The organism is Spiroplasma endosymbiont of Lasioglossum villosulum, from assembly GCF_964020195.1.
Taxonomy (GTDB): Bacteria; Bacillota_I; Bacilli_A; order Mycoplasmatales; family VBWQ01; genus Spiroplasma_E; species Spiroplasma_E ixodetis_A.
This window is the reverse complement of record NZ_OZ026539.1, coordinates 1,190,525-1,212,473: the sequence shown is the minus strand read 5'-3', so window position 1 is coordinate 1,212,473 and position 21,949 is coordinate 1,190,525. Positions and strand designations below refer to the sequence as shown.

The following is a 21,949-nucleotide window of genomic DNA, read 5'->3' as shown; positions in this document are numbered from 1 at the left end:
TATGAGGTGAAATTTATGAAAACAAAACAACCAATATTACTATGTATTTTAGATGGTTTTGGTATTGCAAAATCTAGTGCAACTAATGCCATTAGTTCTGCAACAAAACCTAATTTGGATTATTTATTAAAAACTTATCCGCATACTGAAGTTTCAGCTTCTGGCCTTGTAGTTGGTTTACCAGAAGGACAAATGGGCAACTCTGAAGTTGGACATTTACAAATTGGTGCCGGTAGAGTAATTTATCAGTCATTAACATTAATTAATAAGTCAATAAATGATAAAACATTTTTTAAAAATGAAACAATATTGTCAGCAATTAATCATGCCAAAAAAAATAATAGTAATGTTCATATTATTGGTTTACTAAGTGATGGTGGAGTACATGCTCATATTAATCATATTTTGGCATTATTAGAAATTGCTAAACAACAAAATTTTAAGAATGTTTATGTTCATGCTATTTTAGATGGTCGTGATACAAAAGCTGATATTTCTAAAATTTATATTGAACAGTTATTAAAAACTATGAAACAATTAGGTGTTGGTATGCTTGCTACTATTTCAGGAAGATATTATGCTATGGATCGCGATAAACGTTGAGATCGTTTAAAAATAGCATATGATGTAATAGTTAATCATGAAGGCGCTTCATTTATTGATCCTATTGCTTATGTTAATGCAGAATATAGTGCTGGTCGTAATGATGAATTTATTATGCCTGCTTATAATTCTGAAATTAATAATGGCAATATTACTAATAACGATAGCATTATTTTTGCTAATTTTCGTCCTGATCGTGCAATTCAATTAGCATCAGCATTAACAAATAATAAATATGATTTTAATATTAGTATGAAAATACCAACATTAAAAAATACTTTTTTTATTTCAATGATGGAATATGCTAAAAGTGTTAAACCACAAGGTGTTATTTTTCCACCTATATCAATGCTTGATGCTTTAGGGGAATGATTAAGTAAAAATCAATATCATCAATTACGAATTGCTGAAACTGAAAAATATGCACACGTAACTTATTTTTTTGATGGTGGTGTTGATGTTGAATATCCACTATCAACAAGAATTTTAATTCCTTCACCAAAAGTAGCAACTTATGACTTAAAACCAGAAATGAGTGCTCGCGAAATTACTACTCGTTTAGAAAGTGAAATTTCTAAAAACATATATGATGTTATGGTTTTAAATTTTGCTAATCCAGATATGGTTGGTCATACTGGTGTTTTAAATGCTACCATTGCTGCCATTGATGTTATTGATGAATGTCTTGGAAAATTGTATCAAGCAATAAAAAAAGTGAATGGTATTTTAATGATTACTGCTGATCATGGTAATGCTGAAATCATGATTGATAAAGAGGGTAATCCTAATAAAAAACATACATCGCAACCAGTACCATTTATTTTTTGTAAAACAGGATTAAAATTAAAATCAGGTGGTTGCTTAGCAAATATTGCTCCAACGCTATTAGACGTTTTGGGTTTAGTTAAACCAACTGTTATGACAAGTGAGTCTTTAATTATTAAATAAAAATATATTGATTTTTTCTTTTTATTGATAAGTGCTTGTTTTAAGAATATAAAAGTATTAAAATATAGACATATGAATTAAATATAGTGTTTCCCCTTTTATTTTTTTTAAATAAATATAAGGGGTTTATTATATTTAGTTTTTATATTTTGGAAATTTATACATTTATTAAAAATTATGGAGGTAGAGTATGCCATTATCAGAGACAGTAGAATATCGAGAACTTAATGATTTTCTACAAAAATCATTAAGTTCTAAAAAAGATGAATCATCACCCAATATAACTTTAAATAGTTTGGAAGTTAAGATTGATGATATAAAAACACAATTGGATAGTAGTTTAAAAGAATATATTATTGAACTTGTATATGTAGATGAAAAGGGACGTTTAGTAAAAAAAACTAATGATGAAAACGTTAGTATTATTCAACAACCACCTTTAGTAATTAATAGTGATCAATTACAACAACTAGTAATAGTAAAAGAAAAATTAGATAGTTCTCTAGTACATTTATATCGAACTAAAAAAGAAAATGATAAGATTATTCTTGAATATTTAGGTAAAAAAGAATTACCAGCATTATTATTAAAAACTGAATCAGAATCCAATAATTTAAATAATGAAGAATATAAAGAAGAGTTAGATGATCTTAATGTTAATATTATAAAAAGATCTGAAGAGCCTATGAAATTATCATTTACTGAAAATGGAACGTGTTATTTGTTTATTGATAATAAAAACAAAACAATTGTTCCTGTAGATGTAAATGATGCTAAGGAATTTAAAAACTTTGTAGCCAAAAAATGTCCTCGTAATGGTAGTATAAATATTGAAGTTGATAAAAATGGAAAGATTTTGTTTGCATATATTATTGATAACCAGACTCATAAGAGGAAAGATATAAAAATTGCTGAAAAATTAATTGATACTTTTGAAAGAGTAATTAGTACAGCCTCTTCTTTACATTCACAACATTGACAAAATAATTCTGTTGCATCTAAAAAAGAAGTACAAAGTAATAATTCTTTTCCTGCAAAGGAAGTTAATGGTACTGAACCACCATCAAAACCAGTAGAACAAAGTGTTAAGTCAGTTTTATCTACACCAACACCATAAATGTAATAATTAAAGGAGAAAAATAAAAATGCCACTAATGAAAAATTTTAAATGATTTACAAACATTATGAGAAATATATATCAATCAGAAATAAGTGATGTTGAAGATATTGCTATTGAAGTAGAGGATGACCTATATTCAAAAAAGAATACACTTAATATTTTAAAGAATTCTTCTTTCAAGATTAATCCATTAAAAGTAAAAAAAATAGTTAGTTTAAATCAAGATAGAAAATTTGTTGTTGATAGTGGTTCATTAGTTAATACTATATTTATTAGTGATGAATCATTAACTCAAAATGATCAAAGTTTATTTAAAAAAGACCAATTAGTTTTCATTGAAGATGAAACTGACAATACTAAAATTAAAATATATAAAATTTTATTTGATGAATCTGAAGGTGAAATAAGACCTGAATTAGGATTATTAGGAAGTATAAAATTATCAGAATTTAATGGAATTTTTATAAATTCTGGACTGTTTAAAGAAAATGATGTTTTAATTAATCAAAAGATTAATAATTTATTAGATGCTCCACAGTTGCGAAATCCATTTGAACAACTAAACCCAGTTTGAGATGTGGAACACTATAAAATTAATGATTATTCTTCAAATAGTACAATGATTGAAAATTTTAAAAAACATTTAAACTTAGTGAATGTTGAAAAAGACTATTTTATTTATCGTCAAGGAAATGAAATTTTTATTAAAAATGTTACTGATCCAAATGATACTTTTATAATCTCAACAACTGCTCAAAGTATTACTGATAATGATATTTTTTATTTAAATAAAAAGATTAACAAAAATGGAGAAACTTTTTGAGAAACCTATAAAATAACAAAAAAACCTGTTCTAGGATGAATATATGATAATGTAAAATATCAAGCATATGAATTTAATCCTTTAACCGACCAGCAATTTGATGATTTAAAAGCATTAAGTATTCCTCCACAATTAGGATTTACTATAGAACCAACAATTAATAATGGATTAGCATTTCTTCTTAAAGAAGAGCAACAAGAAATTGATTTAGTTGCTATGCGTTTTTTAGTAAATGCACCAGAAGTGTTACCAGAAGATTTACCTGAACCTTTACAGATTGCAAATAATATCTCTGAAACATTGCAAAATAATAGCATAGAAGGTTTGTATAGTTTAGTAATAGAAGATGGTAAAATAAAAATATCAGATGCTAAATCAGATCCAGAAAATGTAATTTTTGAACAAGAACTTTCTCAAGAAAATAAAAATATATGAAATAATGATATAGAAGTTGCTGGTAAGTATCAAAAAGTATACTTTGCGAAAAACCCAAGTAATAATTTAGTAGAAAAATGAGTAGTTATTGCTGATCAAAATCAACTACAATGTATTGGAACAATTTCTTTATCGGAATTAAGAAAAAGTTTTGCAAATAATAATTTATTTCCTGATGGATTAAAGGGTATTCACTGTGGAGAAAATGGAGCACAAGTTAAAGTGGCAAGAGCTGCTGCTGAACAGGTAATATCACCAAAACCATCAGTTACAAAATTATCTCCAGTTATCGTTAAAAATGTTATTAATTTAAAATGAGATGATAGTAGAAAATTATGAGATTTAAATATAACAACTGATGAGCAAACATTGGATAAAAAATTAAAATTAGAAAAAAATGAAAATGATATTTTGAATAATTTAATAGAACAAAATAAAAAAGCAAATACTGTTATTTTATTTAATAAGTGTGATGGTAAATTTTTAAGAGCATATTATTTTGATGAAAATAATAAGAAAGTAAATTGCTCTAATAAGTTAAGTGATGAAGATAAAGAACAACTTAGTACCATAAATCAAAAAGCAAAAGCAAGAGTATTAGAAGCAAGAACAGTAACACCAATACTTGATTTAAAATCAAACTTATTTTTAAAAAATACTAAAACTTTTAATTTTAATATTTTTAATGGAAAATGTTATGTTTTATGTAATGATGAACTTGGAATTCCATTAAAAGCAGAAGTGAAACTTAGTCCTGAACAAATTCGTGCATTATCATATTTAGCTAAAAATGAAGTTGATTTTTCTTTAACTTTTGATAAAGATGATAATTTTAAAAGTATAAGTTATACCTTTTATAGAGATGAAGTAAAACAAAATGTAACTATTAATAGGAAAGATTTATCTGATAGTAATAATTTTAATCAAAAAAGGATTGAAACTGATGAATTAATGGAAACAATAGTTACTGCTCTTAATAATCCTGAAAGTTTAATACCAGAAGATGATGGAGTAACTCCAAAACCATGAAATAGTGATACTGTTGCTAAAGTTAATGGAGCATCATTACCAAGTAGTACAACTCAACATCCACAACAACAACAAATGTAATTAAATCATCATTATTTTAGAAGCACAAATAAAAAATATTTGTGCTTTTTTGATTCTAAACAATATTTTTTTCTGTATAATAATTAGTGAAATATTAAAGAAAGAAGGAATTAATAAATATGTCTTGCATTATTGATATTAGAGCACTACAAGTAATAGACTCAAGAGGAAATCCAACTATTCAAGTTGAATGTTGAACTGAAGATGGTGGATACGGGCTTGCTTTAGTGCCATCAGGTGCTTCAACAGGTACTAGAGAAGCTTTAGAACTACGAGACAAAGATACTAAAGTTTATGGTGGACTTGGTGTTATGAAAGCCATTAAAAATATTAATGAAAATATTGCCGAAGCTATTATTGGTTTGGAAGTTACTAATCAAAGATTAATTGATCAAACAATGATTAAGTTAGATGGAACAGAAAATAAAACAAAATTAGGTGCCAATGCTATTTTAGGGGTATCATTAGCAGTTGCTAAAGCTGCCGCTGATGAATTATATGTGTCCTTATATACATACTTAGGTGGTACTAATGCTTGTCAGTTGCCAGTCCCAATGTTAAATGTAATTAATGGTGGTGCTCATGCTGATAATAATATTGACTTTCAAGAATTTTTAATAATGCCAGTTGGTGCTAAAACATTTTCAAAGGCAATCCAAATGGCTGCCGAAACTTTTCATGCTTTAAAAAGTATTTTAAAAGGTAAGGGTTTAGTTACTGCAGTTGGTGATGAAGGTGGTTTTGCTCCTAATTTAAAATCAACCGAAGAAGCATTAGATTTAATTGTTGAAGCTATTAAAAAAGCGGGTTATACTCCAAATAAAGATATAAAAATTGCTATGGACTGTGCATCATCAGAGATTTATAAAAATGGTAAATATGTTTTTGGTAATAAAGATGGTAAAAGTAAAAATACTGAAAAATTATTAACTTCAGCGCAACTAGTAGATTATTTAGTTGATTTAACTAAAAAATATCCAATTATTTCAATTGAAGATGGTTTGGCTGAAGGTGATTGAGAAGGATTTAAATTATTATTAGAAAAATCAGAAGGTAAATTCCAAGTTGTTGGTGATGATTTATTCGTTACTAATCCAAAAATTATTAAAGAAGGAATTATTAAAAACGTTGCTAATTCAGTATTAATTAAATTAAATCAAATTGGAACATTAACTGAAACTATGGAAGCTATTGAAATGTGTCAAAAAGCTGGGTGAACGGCAGTAGTATCTCATCGTTCTGGGGAAACTGAAGATACAACGATTGCTGACTTAGCAGTAGCTTTTAATACTGGACAAATTAAAACAGGTTCAATGTCAAGAACTGATCGTGTTGCAAAATACAATCGTTTATTAACAATTGAAGCTGATTTAGCAGATCAAGCTAAATTTTTAGGTGACGATGTATTTTATAATATTAATTAATTAAAATCATATTTTATGGTTAAATTTACTGATATCCTTTTTAATTTTAAACAAATTATAATAATTATCACTAAAATAATGTAATTAGAAGAGAGGATGACTAAATATGCAAGAATTAAATAAAAGAAGAATTGGAATCTTAACTTCTGGTGGTGATTCACCAGGTATGAATAATGTTATTAATGCAGTATATAAGACTCTTCGTGGTATAAATCATGAAAATAGTAAAATTGCTACTGCTGATAAAAGACCATTTGAATTAGTTTTAATAAAAAATGGTTATAAAGGAATAATGACAAATGACATTCATGTTATTGATAACAATTGAGCAAATTTAATTGATCTAGGAACTGAGATGGGGGGAACAATCATTGGGTCTGCTCGTTTTAGAGAATTTGAGGAAGAAGAAACTCGTAAAAAATGTATTGAAATTTTAAAATCTAAAAAAATTGAAGGTTTAATTGCTATTGGTGGTGATGGCACATATAATGGTTTGCAAAAATTAAGTAATGAAGCAGCTATTCAATGTGTGGGTATTCCAGGTACTATTGATAATGATATTAGTTCAAGTGAGTTTACTATTGGTTTTGATACCGCTCTTAATACAATTGTTGAAAATCTTGATAAAATTCGTCAAACCGCTAATTCTCATGGAAGAATTATGATTGTTGAAGTAATGGGTCGTAATTGTGGTGACCTTGCTCTTCATAGTGTTGCTGCTGCAAATTGTGATTTAGTTGCAACTAAAGATTTAGGAATTGGAGAACAGTCATTGATTGATATTATTAAACAGTTGTACACTAAAAAACAACGTCGTTCATTAGTAATAGTAGTAACTGAACGTCAATATGATGTTAATAAAATAGCTAAAATCATTGAAAAAGATACTGATTGTGAAACAAGAGCAGTAATATTGGGTCAAATTCAACGTGGGGGAACACCAAGTGCATTTGATCGTTATTTAGCAACAATGATGGGTATTTTTGCTGCCGAAAGATTTGCAAATAGTAATAAATCTAGTATTTGTATTGGATTACAAGATAATAAATTAGTAGCTATTGAAATTCAAGATGCATTAAACACACCTTCAATAAATAAAAATAACGTTGCTAATAAAATTTTACGTTTGTCAGGAGTTATTTTTAAAAAAAATACTTAATAAAAAGAGGTGAATAATTTGATATCAATTATAAAAAGAACTAAATGTGTAACTACTTTAGGACCTGCTTCAAATTCTGCTGATGTTATTAAACAACTAATAGAAAATGGCTCAATTTGTGGGCGTTTAAATTTTTCTCATGGTACTCATGATGAACATTTAGCAAGGGTTTTAATGATTAGAGAAGTATCTAAACAATTAAATGTACCAGTTGCTATTATGTTAGATACTAGAGGTCCAGAAGTTAGAACACATACCTTTACAAAGGGTAGTGTAGAAATCAAAAAAAATGAAATTATTACGATAATTGATAATAAAGAGATTATTGGTACTGCCGATAAGTTTTCTGTAAATTATGGTAATTTAGCAAAGGATATTAAAGTTAATGTTAATTTACTAGTAGATGATGGTAAATTAACATTAAAGGTTACAGCGGTTAAAGATCATACTGTTATTTGTCAAGCTTTAAATACACATACTATTAAAGATCGTCGTGCTATTAATATTCCAAATGTTAAATTGTCTTTACCTTTTATTTCTGAAAAAGATAGAGCAGATTTAATTTTTGGTTGTCAGCAAAAAGTAGATTATGTTGCTGCATCATTTGTTTGTTCAGCAGCTGATATTAAAGAAATCCGCAAAGTTTTAGATGATAATGATGGTAAACATATTCAAATCATTGCTAAAATTGAATCACAATTAGCAGTTAATAATTTTGATGAAATTTTAAAAGAATCAGATGCTATTATGGTTGCTCGTGGTGATTTAGGAGTTGAAATTCCTTTTGAAAAAGTTCCTTTTTTAGAACGTGAATGAATTAAAAAATGTCGTACTGTTAACAAACCGATAATTGTTGCTACGCAAATGCTAGATTCAATGATAGATAATCCTCATCCAACACGCGCTGAAGTTACTGATGTTTGGGTTGCTATGGATTGGGGAGCAACATGTACAATGTTATCGGGTGAATCTGCCAATGGTAACTATTCTGTGTTATCAATTGCAACAATGAGTAAAATTCTTGTTGATGCTGAAAGTCATCAAGAACAGAGTAAAATTGCTACTGATTTATTGCATACAAAAGATCAATTAGTTGCTAAAACTATTAAAAAAATTATTGAAGAAAAACCACAATATTTAATTACTAATAGTCAAGATAGTAATTATATTAGAACTATTGCTAATGCTCATTTGCCAGTTTATATAATTCCTATTGTTAATAATGTTATTGATTATAATAAATTTGCAATAAACTTTGGAATTTATACTTTTTTAGCAGTTGAAGGAATTCCAGTAGAATTAAGTAATTCTTCGCAATTAGTTAAAAGCATTAGTAGCACTTATATAATCCCTACTAAATCAAAAGTATTAGTAGTAGATATTAATAATAATACTAATCCTTTTACAACTTTTATTGTCAAATAACCTAGTACTACTTAGGTAAATTAGAAAAGGAATTAGGTAAAACATGAAAATTAATGTAATTAAATTAAATGGCAAAACGATGACTTATAATATTGAAAATCCAATTACTGGTTATCAATTATTAAAACAGGAAAATGAAAATATAGATTCTTCAATTATTGCTTTTACTCTGAATGGACAATTAAAAGATTTATATTGAGAAATTAAAGAAGATGCTGAAATCAAGTTTATTAAAAAAGATGATGCTTTAGGATGAACTATTTTAAATTATGGATGTGCTATGATTTTAGCTCATACTATTAAATTAATGTATCCACAAGCGTTAATTACGATTGCTAATACTAATGATAATGGTTTTTATTTAGATTTTGATTATGAAAAGCGACTTTCTAATGATGAATTAATTAAAATTGAAGAGAAAATGCGTGAAATTTTAATAAAAAATATTGAAATTAAAAGAGTTTGTCAAACTAAAGAAGAATCTTTAAAAACTCATAAAGACAATCCTTTTGCTTTAGAATATATTAAATTAAATCATGTTAATGGATTAAAATGCTCTTATTTAGTTGATAATAAGACTTTAGTAGTGGCATCGGGTGTTGCTATTAATAATTCTTCATCAATAAAAGATTTTAAATTATTAAGTATTACTGGTGCATATTGATTAGGAAATGATAAAAATAAACAATTACAGCGCATTTCTGGTATTTGTGATTATTCAAAAGTAAAATTAGTAGATAAACTTAATGAACTTGAAGAACGAAAAAATCGTGATCATCGCAAACTAGGTAAAGAATTAAATATTTTTATTTTTAATGATGATTGTGGTAAAGGATTACCTATATTTTTACCAAATGGTATGGTTATTAAAAAAGTTTTGCAGAAATATTTGAGAAAACAAGAATTTATGTGAGATTATCAAGAAGTATCAACACCAGTTTTAGGTTCTGTTGAATTATATAAAAAAAGTGGTCATTGAGATCATTATCGTGAAAATATGTTTACTCCAATTAAAAAAGAAGAAGAACAATTGGTATTAAGACCAATGACTTGTCCTCATCACTGTATGATTTATAAAAGTGCTCTTCGTAGTTATAAAGATTTACCTTTGCGTTTAAGTGAGCATGCTTTATTATATCGTTATGAAGCAAGTGGTGCTTTAACTGGTTTAGAACGAGTAAGAAGTATGGAATTAACTGATTCTCATATTTTTGTTAGATTTGATCAAATGAAAACAGAGTTTAAACGTTGTTATCAGTTAATTGCTGAGGTTTTAAAAACTTTAAATATTAAAATTGATTATTTATCATTATCTTTACGAGATCCTGCTGATAAACAAAAATATTTTAATGATGATAAAATGTGAAATCAAGCAGAAACAGCATTACGTGAAGTATTAGATGAATTACAATTAGAGTATAAACCAATGATTGGTGAGGCTGCTTTTTATGGACCAAAATTTGATGTTCAAATTAAAACAGCATTAGGTCATGAAATTACAATATCTACTATTCAATTCGATTTCTTATTACCGAAAAAGTTTAATTTAACTTATATTGATGAAAATAATAATGAAACAAATCCAGTTATTGTTCATCGAGGATTAATTGGTACATATGAACGTTTTATTGCCACATTATTAGAACAAAATAAAGGCGTTTTTCCATTATGATTAGCACCAAGGCAAATTGCAATTTTACCAATAAATGAAAAAGAAAAAACCTTAGAATATGCTAATAAATTATTGCAAACTTGTAAACAACATAATTTACGAACTGAAATTATTAGCAGTGGAACTATTGGCAAACGTATTGTTGAAACACAAACTCAAAAAATTCCTTATGAAATTATTATTGGTGATAAGGAAATAGAAAATAATAATTTAAGTTATCGTCAGTATGGTCAAAAAGAAAGTAAAATTGTTACTTTATCAGAATTTTTAAAATTATTAACAAAACAAGTTGAGAATAAAATATAACTATAAAAATTAAAAAACCATTTAAGGTTCTAATTCTTAAATGGTTTTTTAGTTAATTAAGCAATTTAATTTTACTAATATACTTAGTAAAATTTAAACCATTTTTTTATACGAAAAAAATATTTATATTTTTACTATTATTTTCATTGACATTGGGTTTTGTTTTCTGTAAGATACTTATTGTGCCCGAAAATAAATGGGTTACAAACTAGAAAAAACGATCTTTGAAAACTAAATAGAACAAGAATTAATCCGTCAATTTTTTATTAAAAATTAAATAAGTCAGACATCATCTTTTAACAAAAACAATTTTATTGAGAGTTTGATCCTGGCTCAGGATTAACGCTGGCGGTATGCCTAATACATGCAAGTCGAACGAAAGTAGCAATCTTTAGTGGCGAACGGGTGAGTAACACGTATCTAACCTACCATTTAGTGGGGAATAACTGTTGGAAACGACAGAGCTAATACCGCATATGTTATTTATTTGCAATGATAAATAATGAAAGGAGCATTTGCTTCGCTAATTGATGGGGATGCGGCGCATTAACTAGTTGGTAAGGTAATGGCTTACCAAGGTAACGATGCGTAGCCGATCTGAGAGGATGAACGGCCACATTGGGACTGAGACATGGCCCAAACTTCTACGGAAGGCAGCAGTAGGGAATTTTTCACAATGGGCGAAAGCCTGATGGAGCAATGCCGCGTGACTGATGAAGGTCTTCGGATTGTAAAGGTCTGTTGTAAGGGAAGAAGTGCTAGAATAGGAAATGATTTTAGTATCGACCATACCTTACCAGAAAGCCACGGCTAACTATGTGCCAGCAGCCGCGGTAATACATAGGTGGCAAGCGTTATCCGGATTTATTGGGCGTAAAGCGTGCGTAGACGGTTTTGCAAGTCTGAGGTTAAATTTAGGGGCTCAACCCCTGACCGCCTTGGAAACTACATTACTAGAGTATAGGAGAGGTTAGTGGAATTTCATGTGTAGCGGTGGAATGCGTAGATATATGAAGGAACACCAGTGGCGAAGGCGGCTAACTGGCCTATTATTGACGTTGTGGCACGAAAGCGTGGGGAGCAAATAGGATTAGATACCCTAGTAGTCCACGCCGTAAACGATGAGTACTAAGTGTTGCCATGAGGCAGTGCTGTAGCTAACGCATTAAGTACTCCGCCTGAGTAGTATGCTCGCAAGAGTGAAACTCAAAGGAATTGACGGGGACCCGCACAAGCGGTGGAGCATGTGGTTTAATTCGAAGCAACGCGAAGAACCTTACCAGGTCTTGACATACCTTGCGAAGCTATAGAGATATAGTAGAGGTTAACAAGGATACAGGTGGTGCATGGTTGTCGTCAGTTCGTGTCGTGAGATGTTTGGTTAAGTTCAGCAACGAACGTAACCCTTGTCCTTAGTTGCCAGCATTAAGTTGGGGACTCTAAGGAGACTGCTAGTGTAAGCTAGAGGAAGGTGGGGACGACGTCAAATCATCATGCCCCTTATGACCTGGGTTACACACGTGCTACAATGGCTGATACAAAGAGTCGCTAAACCGCGAGGTCAAGCAAATCTCAAAAAGTCAGTCTCAGTCCGGATTGAAGTCTGCAACTCGACTTCATGAAGTCGGAATCGCTAGTAATCGCGAATCAGCAATGTCGCGGTGAATACGTTCTCGGGTCTTGTACACACCGCCCGTCAAACCACGAGAGTTGGCAATGCCAGAAGTCGGTGTCCTAACCGCAAGGAGGGAGTTGCCAAAGGCAGGGTTGATGATTGGGGTTAAGTCGTAACAAGGTATCGCTACCGGAAGGTGGGGATGGATCACCTCCTTTCTATGGAGTTTAGTTTCTAATAAGAAACCAAGACAACAAGAAAAATTAGATGGATGATTTATTGGATTACTTCTTTTGTTCTGTTTAGTTTTCAGGGATTGTTTTCTCTGAGCAATTGTTCTTTAAAAACTGGATAATAGACATCTTTTAAAAAAATAAGATAATTTTTATCTTGCAATAGGATATTCTAAAAATAAATTATTAAGAGCGTATGGTGGATGCCTTGGAATTGGAAGACGATGAAGGACGCGATTACCTGCGATAAGCTTCGGGGAGCTGGAAATAAGCTTTGATCCGGAGATGTCCGAATGGGGAAACCCACTATCTTTAATCAGATAGTACTGTACAATGAATTCATAGTTGTGCAGAGTGATACCTAGAGAATTGAAACATCTTAGTACCTAGAGGAAAAGAAAGCGAATGCGATTCCCTTAGTAGCGGCGAGCGAAAAGGGAGCAGCCTAAACCAGTCGTCAGACTGGGGTTATAGGACTGTCTATTAGGTTCGACCTATGAAGAGTTACAAAATTTATATATAGCAGAAGTTGTTGGGAAGCAACGCCATAGATGGTGAAAGCCCAGTATGCGAAATGTATAAATCTCTTGACAGTATCCTGAGTACGGCGAGGCACGTGGAACCTTGTCGGAATTTGCGCAGACCACTGTGTAAGGCTAAATACTAACCAATTACCGATAGTGAACCAGTACCGTGAGGGAAAGGTGAAAAGTACCCCGAGAGGGGAGTGAAATAGTTTTTGAAACCATATGCTTACAACAAGTCGGAGCCCGTTAATGGGTGACGGCGTGCCTTTTGTAGAATGAGCCGGCGAGTTACGATTACATGCAAGGTTAAGTTGAAAAGACGGAGCCGAAGTGAAAGCGAGTCTGAATAGGACGTTTAGTATGTGGTCGTAGACCCGAAACCAGGTGATCTAGCCATGAGCAGGTTGAAGTTAATGTAACAGTTAATGGAGGACCGAACCAACGTTCGTTGAAAAGACCGTGGATGACTTGTGGCTAGCGGTGAAATTCCAATCGAACCTGGAGATAGCTGGTTCTCCCCGATATAGTTTTAGGACTAGCGTCAGAATTAGTGCAATGGAGGTAAAGCTCTGAATGTATGATGGCCCCACCTCGGGGTACTGAATGCAATTAAACTGCGAATGCCATTGTTACATATCTGGCAGTCAGTCTATGGGTGATAAGGTCCATGGACGTGAGGGAAACAGCCCAGATCATCAGCTAAGGTCCCCAAATCAATGCTAAGTGGAAAACGATGTGGAATTGTTCAGACAGCTAGGAGGTTGGCTTAGAAGCAGCCATCCTTTAAAGAGTGCGTAACAGCTCACTAGTCGAATGATTCTGCGCGGAAAATGTACCGGGGCTAAGCATTGTACCGAAGCTATGGGTCTATATGTATGTTTACATATATTGTGGGCGGTAGGGGAGCGTTCTAATCTGCGACGAAGTTAGACCGGAAGGACTAGTGGAGCGTTTAGAAGTGAGAATGCCGGCGTGAGTAACGATTGAAGGTGAGAATCCTTCATGCCGATTGACCAAGGTTTCCTGGGCTAGGTTCGTCCACCCAGGGTTAGTCAGGACCTAAGGCGAGGCCGAAAGGCGTAGTCGATGGATAACAGGTTGATATTCCTGTACCACCATGGTGACTGATGGAATGACGGAGAAGGCTAAAATGTCCCAGTGGTTGGTAGTGCTGGGCTAAGTACAAAGAGGGTTGTGTAGGCAAATCCGCACAGCGTTAACCTTGAAGTACGATGGGGAGTGAACGGTTCGCTTAGTAACGAAGCATTTGATGCCATACTTCCAAGAAAAGTTTCTAAAGACATCACCATGGTGCCTGTACCGAGAACGGACACACGTGGTCAAGGAGAATATCCTAAGGCAAGCGAGATAACTATAGCTAAGGAACTCTGCAAAATAACCCCGTAAGTTAGCAAGAAGGGGAGCTCATAGCAATATGAGTCGCAGTGAAGAGGTCCGGGCGACTGTTTAGCAAAAACACAGCTCTCTGCTAAGTCGTAAGACTATGTATAGGGGGTGACGCCTGCCCAGTGCTGGAAGGTTAAAGAGATTTGTTAGCGTAAGCGAAGCTTTGAACTGAAGCCCCAGTGAACGGCGGCCGTAACTATAACGGTCCTAAGGTAGCGAAATTCCTTGTCAGGTAAGTTCTGACCCGCACGAAAGGCGTAACGATCCGGACGCTGTCTCGGCTATAGACTCGGTGAAATCTTAGTACCTGTGAAGATGCAGGTTACCCGCGATTAGACGGAAAGACCCCGTGGAGCTTTACTACAACTTGATATTGAATTTTGGTGTAGTTTGTACAGCATAGGTGGGAGACGTTGATATGCAGACGCTAGTAGGCATGGAGTCACCATTGGGATACCACCCTTGCTATATTGAAATTCTAACTTGAGACCATAATCTGGTCTAAGAACAGTGTCTGGTGGGTAGTTTGACTGGGGCGGTCGCCTCCTAAAAAGTAACGGAGGCGTCCAAAGGTACCCTCAATATGAATGGAAATCATATGTAGAGCGCAAAGGTAAAAGGGTGCTTGACTGCGAGACATACAAGTCGAGCAGGAACGAAAGTTGGGCTTAGTGATCCGGCGGTGCTGTGTGGAAAGGCCGTCGCTCAACGGATAAAAGTTACCCCGGGGATAACAGGCTAATCTCTCCCAATAGTTCATATAGACGGGGAGGTTTGGCACCTCGATGTCGGCTCATCGCATCCTGGAGGTGTAGTCGCTTCCAAGGGTTGGGCTGTTCGCCCATTAAAGCGGTACGCGAGCTGGGTTCAGAACGTCGTGAGACAGTTTGGTCCCTATCTGTCGTGGGCGCAAGAAATTTGAGGAAAGCTGTTCCTAGTACGAGAGGACCGGAATGGACCTACCTCTGGTGCACCAGTTGTCACGCCAGTGGCACAGCTGGGTAGCTATGTAGGGCATGAATAAGCGCTGAAAGCATCTAAGCGCGAAGTCAGTTCCAAGATGAGATTTCTCATTCGAAAGAAGTAAGATCCCTTGAATACTACAAGGTTGATAGGTCAGGTGTGTAAGCATAGTGATATGTTCAGCTTACTGATACTAATAGATCGAGGATTTATTGAAGAATATATTCTCTATTGCAAATCAAAAGTAATCAAATTTAAAGATGTCTGTTTCTAGTTTTTAGGGAGCAATTGCTAAACTATTTGGTGTCCATGGCGGAGTGGTCACACCTGTTCCCATCTCGAACACAGCAGTTAAGCACTCCAGCGGCGAAAATACCAGCAATGGGAAAATAGCACGATGCCAAATTTTTTTTATTGTTAATCTTAATGTAAAAATTAAGATTTTTTTAATTTTTATATTAAAATAAGTAAATAATTTTATTTTTAATTTATGATTGTTTTAAACCACTTATACGCTCTGCTATTGATAAATCATTTTTTATTCATCAATATTATTAAATGCTTGCTTGATCTAAGCATGATAATGAGCATGTGCGACGACTTGCTAGTGAAGGTTGTCGTCCTCAATTACCATGAGGACAGGCATTAACAAATTTTAATTTTACAACAATTAAAAGCCGATCCCTCTTTTTATGTTCGTAAAAGTGTAGCAAATAATTTAAATGATATTTCTAAAACACATCCTGACTTGGTTACAAAAATTGCAAAGGAATGATATGGTAAAAACAATCATACTGATTGGATTGTAAAGCACGGTTGTAGGACCCTTTTGAAAAAAGGCAATATGGAGGTAATGAAAATCTTTGGTTTTACCAATATTGATTGTGTAAATGTGATTGATTTTGCTTTAGGTGCTGAATTTGTTTCTATTGGAGAAAATATGACTTTTTCTTTTAAGATTGAGACAAAAAAAGCAATCAAGGTACGATTAGAATATAGTATTGATTATGTGAAAGCAAGTGGTAAACGGAATCGTAAAATATTCCAAATATCAGAGATATATTTAAAGGAAAATATGAAGAAATTTTACGCAAAAAAACATTGCTTTGCAGATATAAGTACAAGGATTACAGGAACTCATTCAATTTCACTTATTGTGAATGGTACTACTTGAGATACATTAATTTTAAGATGTTGGCTATTAAATAGTCTAATTAATTATTTAATTAACCTACATATCAATTTAATTAGAATTATAAAGTTGGAAAATTAAAAGATTTGTATTTTATTTTAAAAGTCTTAATATATATTATATATATTGTATACTATAAAAAACTATTAGTAGTATCAAAAAGGGGGTACTTATGAAAACATTAATAAAAACATTAAGTGTTTTAACACTTGCAACAACAACAGGAAATTTAACTAATCTATTAAACACAATTGAAGAAAAAACTAATATTGCAACTAATTATATTCAAAATAAAAAAAGTTTAGAAAATAAACATAGTGCAATTAACTTAGCAGATATAATAGTAAATAATAATTTAGGACTTATTAATAGTGGGAAGGATTTAGCACCATCTAAAATGAGTTTACTAATAGGTATTATTGAAGCAAATCATCCAATTAAATCATTAACTATTAATGATTTTGATATTAAAAGACAAGATAATAGTACTGCTACAATTATTGGTAAAGGTGATTATATAGGAACAGTTAATTTGTATTATAGTATTACTAATTTTGTTTCTCAAAAATTAACAAATGGAAACATTTATGCTTTAGGTGTTGATTCACAAGGTAATATTTTTAGAGCACAAGAAGATAAGGTTTATAAGATTACTCCAACAGGATTAGATTTTAATGGCAGGATTAGAAGGATATTGGGCAGTTAGAGCCTTAGTAATTGATAATGAAGATAATGTTTATGTTGGTAGTGATAATGGTTTTGTTTATAAGAGTGATGGTGTACGTAGTTTTGAAAAAATTATAATACCAGGACCAAAAAACTGAATTTGAGCTTTAACATTTGATAAAAATACTGAAACTGTTTATGTTGGTAGTAATACTGGTGTATGCAAAATCAACAAAAATGGAAGCACTAGTTTAATGCAAGGAACAAATGGTGATCATATTCATAGTTTAGCAGTTGGTTCAGATGGCTCAATTTATGCTGGTGATGATGATCGTGGAATAATTTATAAAACTGATAAAATAAGTCAAACTTTTGGAATATTTCAACAAATAAACGATGGGCATCAAATTGATAGTTTAGTAGTTGACAATGATAATACTGTTTTTGCTGGTTCTTGAAATGGTCGTCTTTATAAGATAAAGAATGGAATATATGAGGTAATATTAGAAACAAATCCAAACCACGAGGTTAAAGGTTTAGTCATTGATAGAGATAATAATTTATTTGTTGGTATTGACTCTAATAAAGTATATAAAAAAATAGAAGATACAGATTTATGTTCTGAATTATCTGGAATAAAAAATACTGATGATCATATTTTTGCTTTAGCAGTTGGTCCAGATGATTCAATTTATGCTGCTGGATCGCAAGGAATTTTATATACAGCTAAAAATTTTAATAAAATATAGGTTATATATAAGTAATTAGTATTTTTTTAATAAAAATAAAAGACTTGCTTGCTAATTATATAGTAAGTTTTTTTATTTTTATTTAAATTTATGTACTAACATATTAATTAACGTTGGATAAGCATATATTTTTGCACCTTTAGTTTGAGATTTAACTAAATGTTGAATATCACTTTCAGCACTACAGCCAATATTTCAATCAGCAGGTTGATTAATAATACCTTCTTTATTATTTTCAAAAATTCTTAAAGTTTCTTTATTTACTTTTGTTTCAATTAAAAATGCTATTAATTCATCATATTGACCATTACAAAAATATTTTCAAGCCTTTAAAAAGTTTTTTAAATTTTCTGGATTAACTTTATTTTTTCTTTTATCAGGTTTATATGCTGTTCATAAATAATAAAAAGCATGATATTTATCTAGTACATAATAAGCACCCAAATATTTTGCTAAATTATATATTCATCCAGCACCATCACCAGAAACTACTAATTTTGCATTTTCAAATTCATAATATTTTTTTAATCCATTTCAAGTAAAATCAACTGTAGGATTTGCTTGTAAATAATCTTCTTTAGGACTATATTTATAATCACCCATAAAAGTATAAATTTTATTTGATAATTTATTTCTATTTTTACCTATTTGTTTTTTACCAGTATTATATGAAATACTACGAATTTTTTGCATTTCTCTTTTATGATTTTTATTTCAAACTGGAACATAACAATCATCAGCATTAATATAAATAAATTCACTATTTTTAACTTTAAATTTTTGTTCTGGTAATTTTTCTTGAACTTTTGCATTTTTATGAATTTTACTAATTGTTACTTTTGAAACATAAGTAAATTTTAAAATATCTTGTATATCTTGATAATGTTTCTTTCTTCCAATATATGATATTATTTCTTCTTTTAATCAACTAATAATTTTTGCTCTTTTTTCAATATTAAACTCTTCATAAACTGGATAATAATATTTTTTCTTTAATTTATCTCAATAAACTCTTTGATTAAAAATCATTTTACCAAATTCAAAAATAATACTACGATTACATTTTTTAGCAACTTTATATCTATCTTTATCTCTATTTTGAAAAAAATATTCATCAAAAGCATGGATTTTATTAACATGATTTGTTATAATTCTATTAATTTCATATTCAAGATTATTTTTATAATTAAACATTTTTTAACACCTTTCTATTTATTTTTTTATCCTAACTATTTTAACAAATTTGTTAAAATATTGTTGAAAAATGTTTGGTTTTAGAGTATAATATTAAAGAACGATTGAAATAATTAGCAAATCTATTGCAACGTTTAAAGATAACTTTTATTAGTTATCTTTTCTTTTTTAATAAAATAATGTACAATAAAGAAAAATATAAATAGAAAAGGAAAATAAAAATGATTGAGCAATGATTAGCAGATGTAATAGTACTTTCAGTAATGTTTGGAATAGTATTTTTGGTGTTAATTACATGTAAAGGACATGATTTATGCCATAGAGAAAAAAATGGGTATATTTTTTATGTTTATATCTTTGAATTTTTTTGGTTTATTTTGAGCATATAAAATATATAAAAAAGACCATCCTAATTTTAAATTCTGATTAACTGTAAAAAATAAATTTAGAAGAAAAAATAAAAAAATAGCAGTATAATGCTATTTTTTGTTATAATTATATTATAAAAATTAAAAAAATAAATATATGAATAATTAATAAAGTTAATAAGTTATTTTTGGTAGTTTAACTTAAAAATTATATTAATTATATCATAAATTTTTTTGTTTTTAAAGCATATGAAAGGAGATTTTTATGTGCAAGAAGAAAAAATAAAAATAAGAACAATTTTTAATGATGCAAAAGCATTAAGAGAAAAATTAGAAGAATATTTTAATCATTGTAAACAAACTGAAGAAGTACCAACTAAAATTGGTATGTTAGTTTATTTAGATATTACAGAAAATACTCTTTATAGTTGAAAACAAAAAAAGAGAAATACTTTTTTACAACAAATTAATTGAGCATATTTACAAATACGTCATATTAATACACAAAGATATTTAAAAGCAAATGCAAATAATACTGCATGATATTTAGAAAGAGCATTTGTGAAAGAATATCATTTATCTACAAAAATTTTAATAAAAAGTAGTGATAATACAGCCCCTATAGCAATTAGTTTAGAAAATAAAGGTAAGAATAAATGTTAAGTAATTTTGATTATTTATTAGATATTGCTAAAAGAATGTATTTAAAACAACCTTTAAATATTACTAAAATTAAACAATTAGGTAGTCGTAAATCTGGTAAAACATTTAGTAATATTGAATTCTTAGGTATTTTATTAATGTTAGATAATATTAATATTCATGCTTATTTAATTCGTAATATGTCAAAACAATTAAATGATAGTTGACAAGAATTAAAACAAATTATTAGAGCAACATATCCTAGTATTAATTTTATTATTAGTGAAACTAAAAAAACTATTGAATTTAATGGTAGTAAAATAACTTGTAAATATTTACATTCACAAGATAATAGTAATGTTAAATTAACTGGATTAGCAAGTAATTATTTATATGATTATGTAATTATATGAAGTGATGAAAGATATGAAATTACTGAAAATGATTATCAAGATTTAAAAGATGCTATTCGTTGTGCAAATCAATTATTAGAAATTGAAAGTTGTAATCCTTGAAGTATTTTAAATGAATTTATTAAAAAAACTATAAATGCTTGTCCACAAAATGAAAAACAAATTATTAATGAATATGAATAATTTACTATTATTGATAATACTATTTATCATTATCAAAATTGAAAATTAAATACTCATTTAAAAGATAGTGATAAACAACAATTATTAGAAATAGAACTTCTAGACCCAATATCTGCAAGAGTAAGAAGTCATGGTTTAGTTGGTTATGAATCTGGTGGAATATATTCACATTTAATTCATAAGATTAGTAGATTATTACAACCAAGTTATAGATTTAGTGCTGGATTAGATTATGGGTTTAAAGATGATGCTTTAGCATGTTTATTAATAGGTTTTGATTATAATTTTAAATTTGTTAATGTTATTGATTGTTTAAAAATAGAAAATAAATTAATTCGTTATGATAATAAACAATTAGCAAGATTAGTAGTTGAGTTTTATATTAAATTAGCAAAAGAAAATAATTTACTTTATGAATATGGTTTAACTGTATATTGTGATTTTAGTAATTATACATTTATTGAAATGTTAAATGATACAGCAATTAAATATCAAGTTAATTCATGACTATATTTTAAAGACTGTATGAAATTAAGACTTGAGTTTAGAATAGGTAAGAATGTGGCTTTAATGGCTTCAGAACGATTAAATATTAGTATGAATGCACAAGCATTATTAGATGAGTTTAGATTGGCTGTATGAGACCCTAAAAGTATTAAACAAATACCATTAGCGGGTAATGACCATTTACGTGACGCATTTGATTATGCTATAGAACCATATATTAGAAATTTAAGTGCAAATATAAATCCTTATTTTGAAAGGAAGTAAC

The 21,949-nt window shown here is 30.0% G+C and carries 13 protein-coding genes, 3 rRNA genes and 1 pseudogene; 16 read left to right on the top strand and 1 reads right to left on the bottom strand.

The window, feature by feature from the left end; all coding sequences use genetic code 4:
- Window positions 1-15 precede the first annotated feature (15 nt).
- The 13 genes and pseudogenes from gpmI to AACK81_RS06815 all read left to right on the top strand — a co-directional run bounded on the left by gpmI (window position 16) and on the right by AACK81_RS06815 (window position 18,377).
- Complete coding sequence (gpmI, locus tag AACK81_RS06875) at window positions 16-1,551, top strand: 2,3-bisphosphoglycerate-independent phosphoglycerate mutase (protein ID WP_338960985.1); 1,536 nt, start codon at window positions 16-18, stop codon at window positions 1,549-1,551.
- A 190-nt stretch (window positions 1,552-1,741) separates the two neighbouring features.
- A complete protein-coding gene (locus AACK81_RS06870) occupies window positions 1,742-2,668 on the top strand; it encodes a hypothetical protein (RefSeq protein WP_338960982.1) in 927 nt (308 codons plus the stop codon).
- A gap of 28 nt (window positions 2,669-2,696) precedes the next feature.
- Window positions 2,697-5,039 carry a hypothetical protein gene (locus tag AACK81_RS06865; protein ID WP_338960980.1) on the top strand — a complete coding sequence of 781 codons (2,343 nt, stop codon included), beginning with the start codon at window positions 2,697-2,699 and terminating at the stop codon, window positions 5,037-5,039.
- A gap of 119 nt (window positions 5,040-5,158) precedes the next feature.
- A complete protein-coding gene (gene eno, locus AACK81_RS06860; RefSeq protein WP_338960977.1) occupies window positions 5,159-6,463 on the top strand; it encodes a phosphopyruvate hydratase in 1,305 nt (434 codons plus the stop codon).
- Between the two features lie 106 nt (window positions 6,464-6,569).
- Window positions 6,570-7,622 (top strand): ATP-dependent 6-phosphofructokinase, encoded by a 1,053-nt coding sequence (locus AACK81_RS06855; RefSeq protein ID WP_338960974.1) that lies wholly within the window; start codon window positions 6,570-6,572, stop codon window positions 7,620-7,622.
- Window positions 7,623-7,640: 18 nt separating this feature from the next.
- Window positions 7,641-9,047, top strand: coding sequence for a pyruvate kinase (pyk, locus tag AACK81_RS06850; protein WP_338960972.1), 1,407 nt, complete (start codon window positions 7,641-7,643; stop codon window positions 9,045-9,047).
- Between the two features lie 43 nt (window positions 9,048-9,090).
- Window positions 9,091-11,025, top strand: coding sequence for a threonine--tRNA ligase (gene thrS / locus AACK81_RS06845; RefSeq protein WP_338960970.1), 1,935 nt, complete (start codon window positions 9,091-9,093; stop codon window positions 11,023-11,025).
- Between the two features lie 310 nt (window positions 11,026-11,335).
- Window positions 11,336-12,858 (top strand): 16S ribosomal RNA (locus AACK81_RS06840).
- A 191-nt stretch (window positions 12,859-13,049) separates the two neighbouring features.
- Window positions 13,050-15,987: ribosomal RNA gene (locus AACK81_RS06835) — 23S ribosomal RNA — on the top strand.
- Window positions 15,988-16,069: 82 nt separating this feature from the next.
- A 5S ribosomal RNA gene (gene rrf / locus AACK81_RS06830) occupies window positions 16,070-16,176 on the top strand.
- Together the 16S, 23S and 5S rRNA genes form the textbook arrangement of a ribosomal RNA operon.
- Window positions 16,177-16,328: 152 nt before the next feature.
- A pseudogene (locus AACK81_RS06825) lies at window positions 16,329-17,043 on the top strand (DNA alkylation repair protein); the annotation flags it as partial.
- 91 nt (window positions 17,044-17,134) lie between these two features.
- Window positions 17,135-17,668, top strand: a complete 534-nt coding sequence (locus AACK81_RS06820) for a hypothetical protein (protein ID WP_338960965.1) — start codon at window positions 17,135-17,137, stop codon at window positions 17,666-17,668.
- Window positions 17,637-18,377, top strand: a complete 741-nt coding sequence (locus AACK81_RS06815) for a hypothetical protein (RefSeq protein WP_338960962.1) — start codon at window positions 17,637-17,639, stop codon at window positions 18,375-18,377. Before AACK81_RS06820 ends, AACK81_RS06815 begins: the two co-directional genes overlap by 32 nt.
- A 78-nt stretch (window positions 18,378-18,455) precedes the next feature.
- Here AACK81_RS06815 and AACK81_RS06810 read toward each other — a convergent pair whose 3' ends face one another.
- Window positions 18,456-19,571, bottom strand: a complete 1,116-nt coding sequence (locus AACK81_RS06810) for an Mbov_0401 family ICE element transposase-like protein (RefSeq protein ID WP_338960959.1) — start codon at window positions 19,569-19,571, stop codon at window positions 18,456-18,458.
- A 635-nt stretch (window positions 19,572-20,206) separates the two neighbouring features.
- Between AACK81_RS06810 and AACK81_RS06805 the strand changes: the two genes are divergently transcribed.
- The 3 genes from AACK81_RS06805 to AACK81_RS06795 all read left to right on the top strand — a co-directional run bounded on the left by AACK81_RS06805 (window position 20,207) and on the right by AACK81_RS06795 (window position 21,948).
- Window positions 20,207-20,602: a terminase small subunit gene (locus AACK81_RS06805; protein WP_338960956.1), complete on the top strand. Its 396-nt coding sequence runs from the start codon at window positions 20,207-20,209 to the stop codon at window positions 20,600-20,602.
- On the top strand, window positions 20,596-21,177 hold the full coding sequence (locus tag AACK81_RS06800) for a phage terminase large subunit (protein ID WP_338960954.1): 582 nt from the start codon (window positions 20,596-20,598) through the stop codon (window positions 21,175-21,177). Before AACK81_RS06805 ends, AACK81_RS06800 begins: the two co-directional genes overlap by 7 nt.
- A 465-nt stretch (window positions 21,178-21,642) precedes the next feature.
- On the top strand, window positions 21,643-21,948 hold the full coding sequence (locus AACK81_RS06795) for a hypothetical protein (RefSeq protein WP_338960950.1): 306 nt from the start codon (window positions 21,643-21,645) through the stop codon (window positions 21,946-21,948).
- Window position 21,949: the final 1 nt, after the last annotated feature.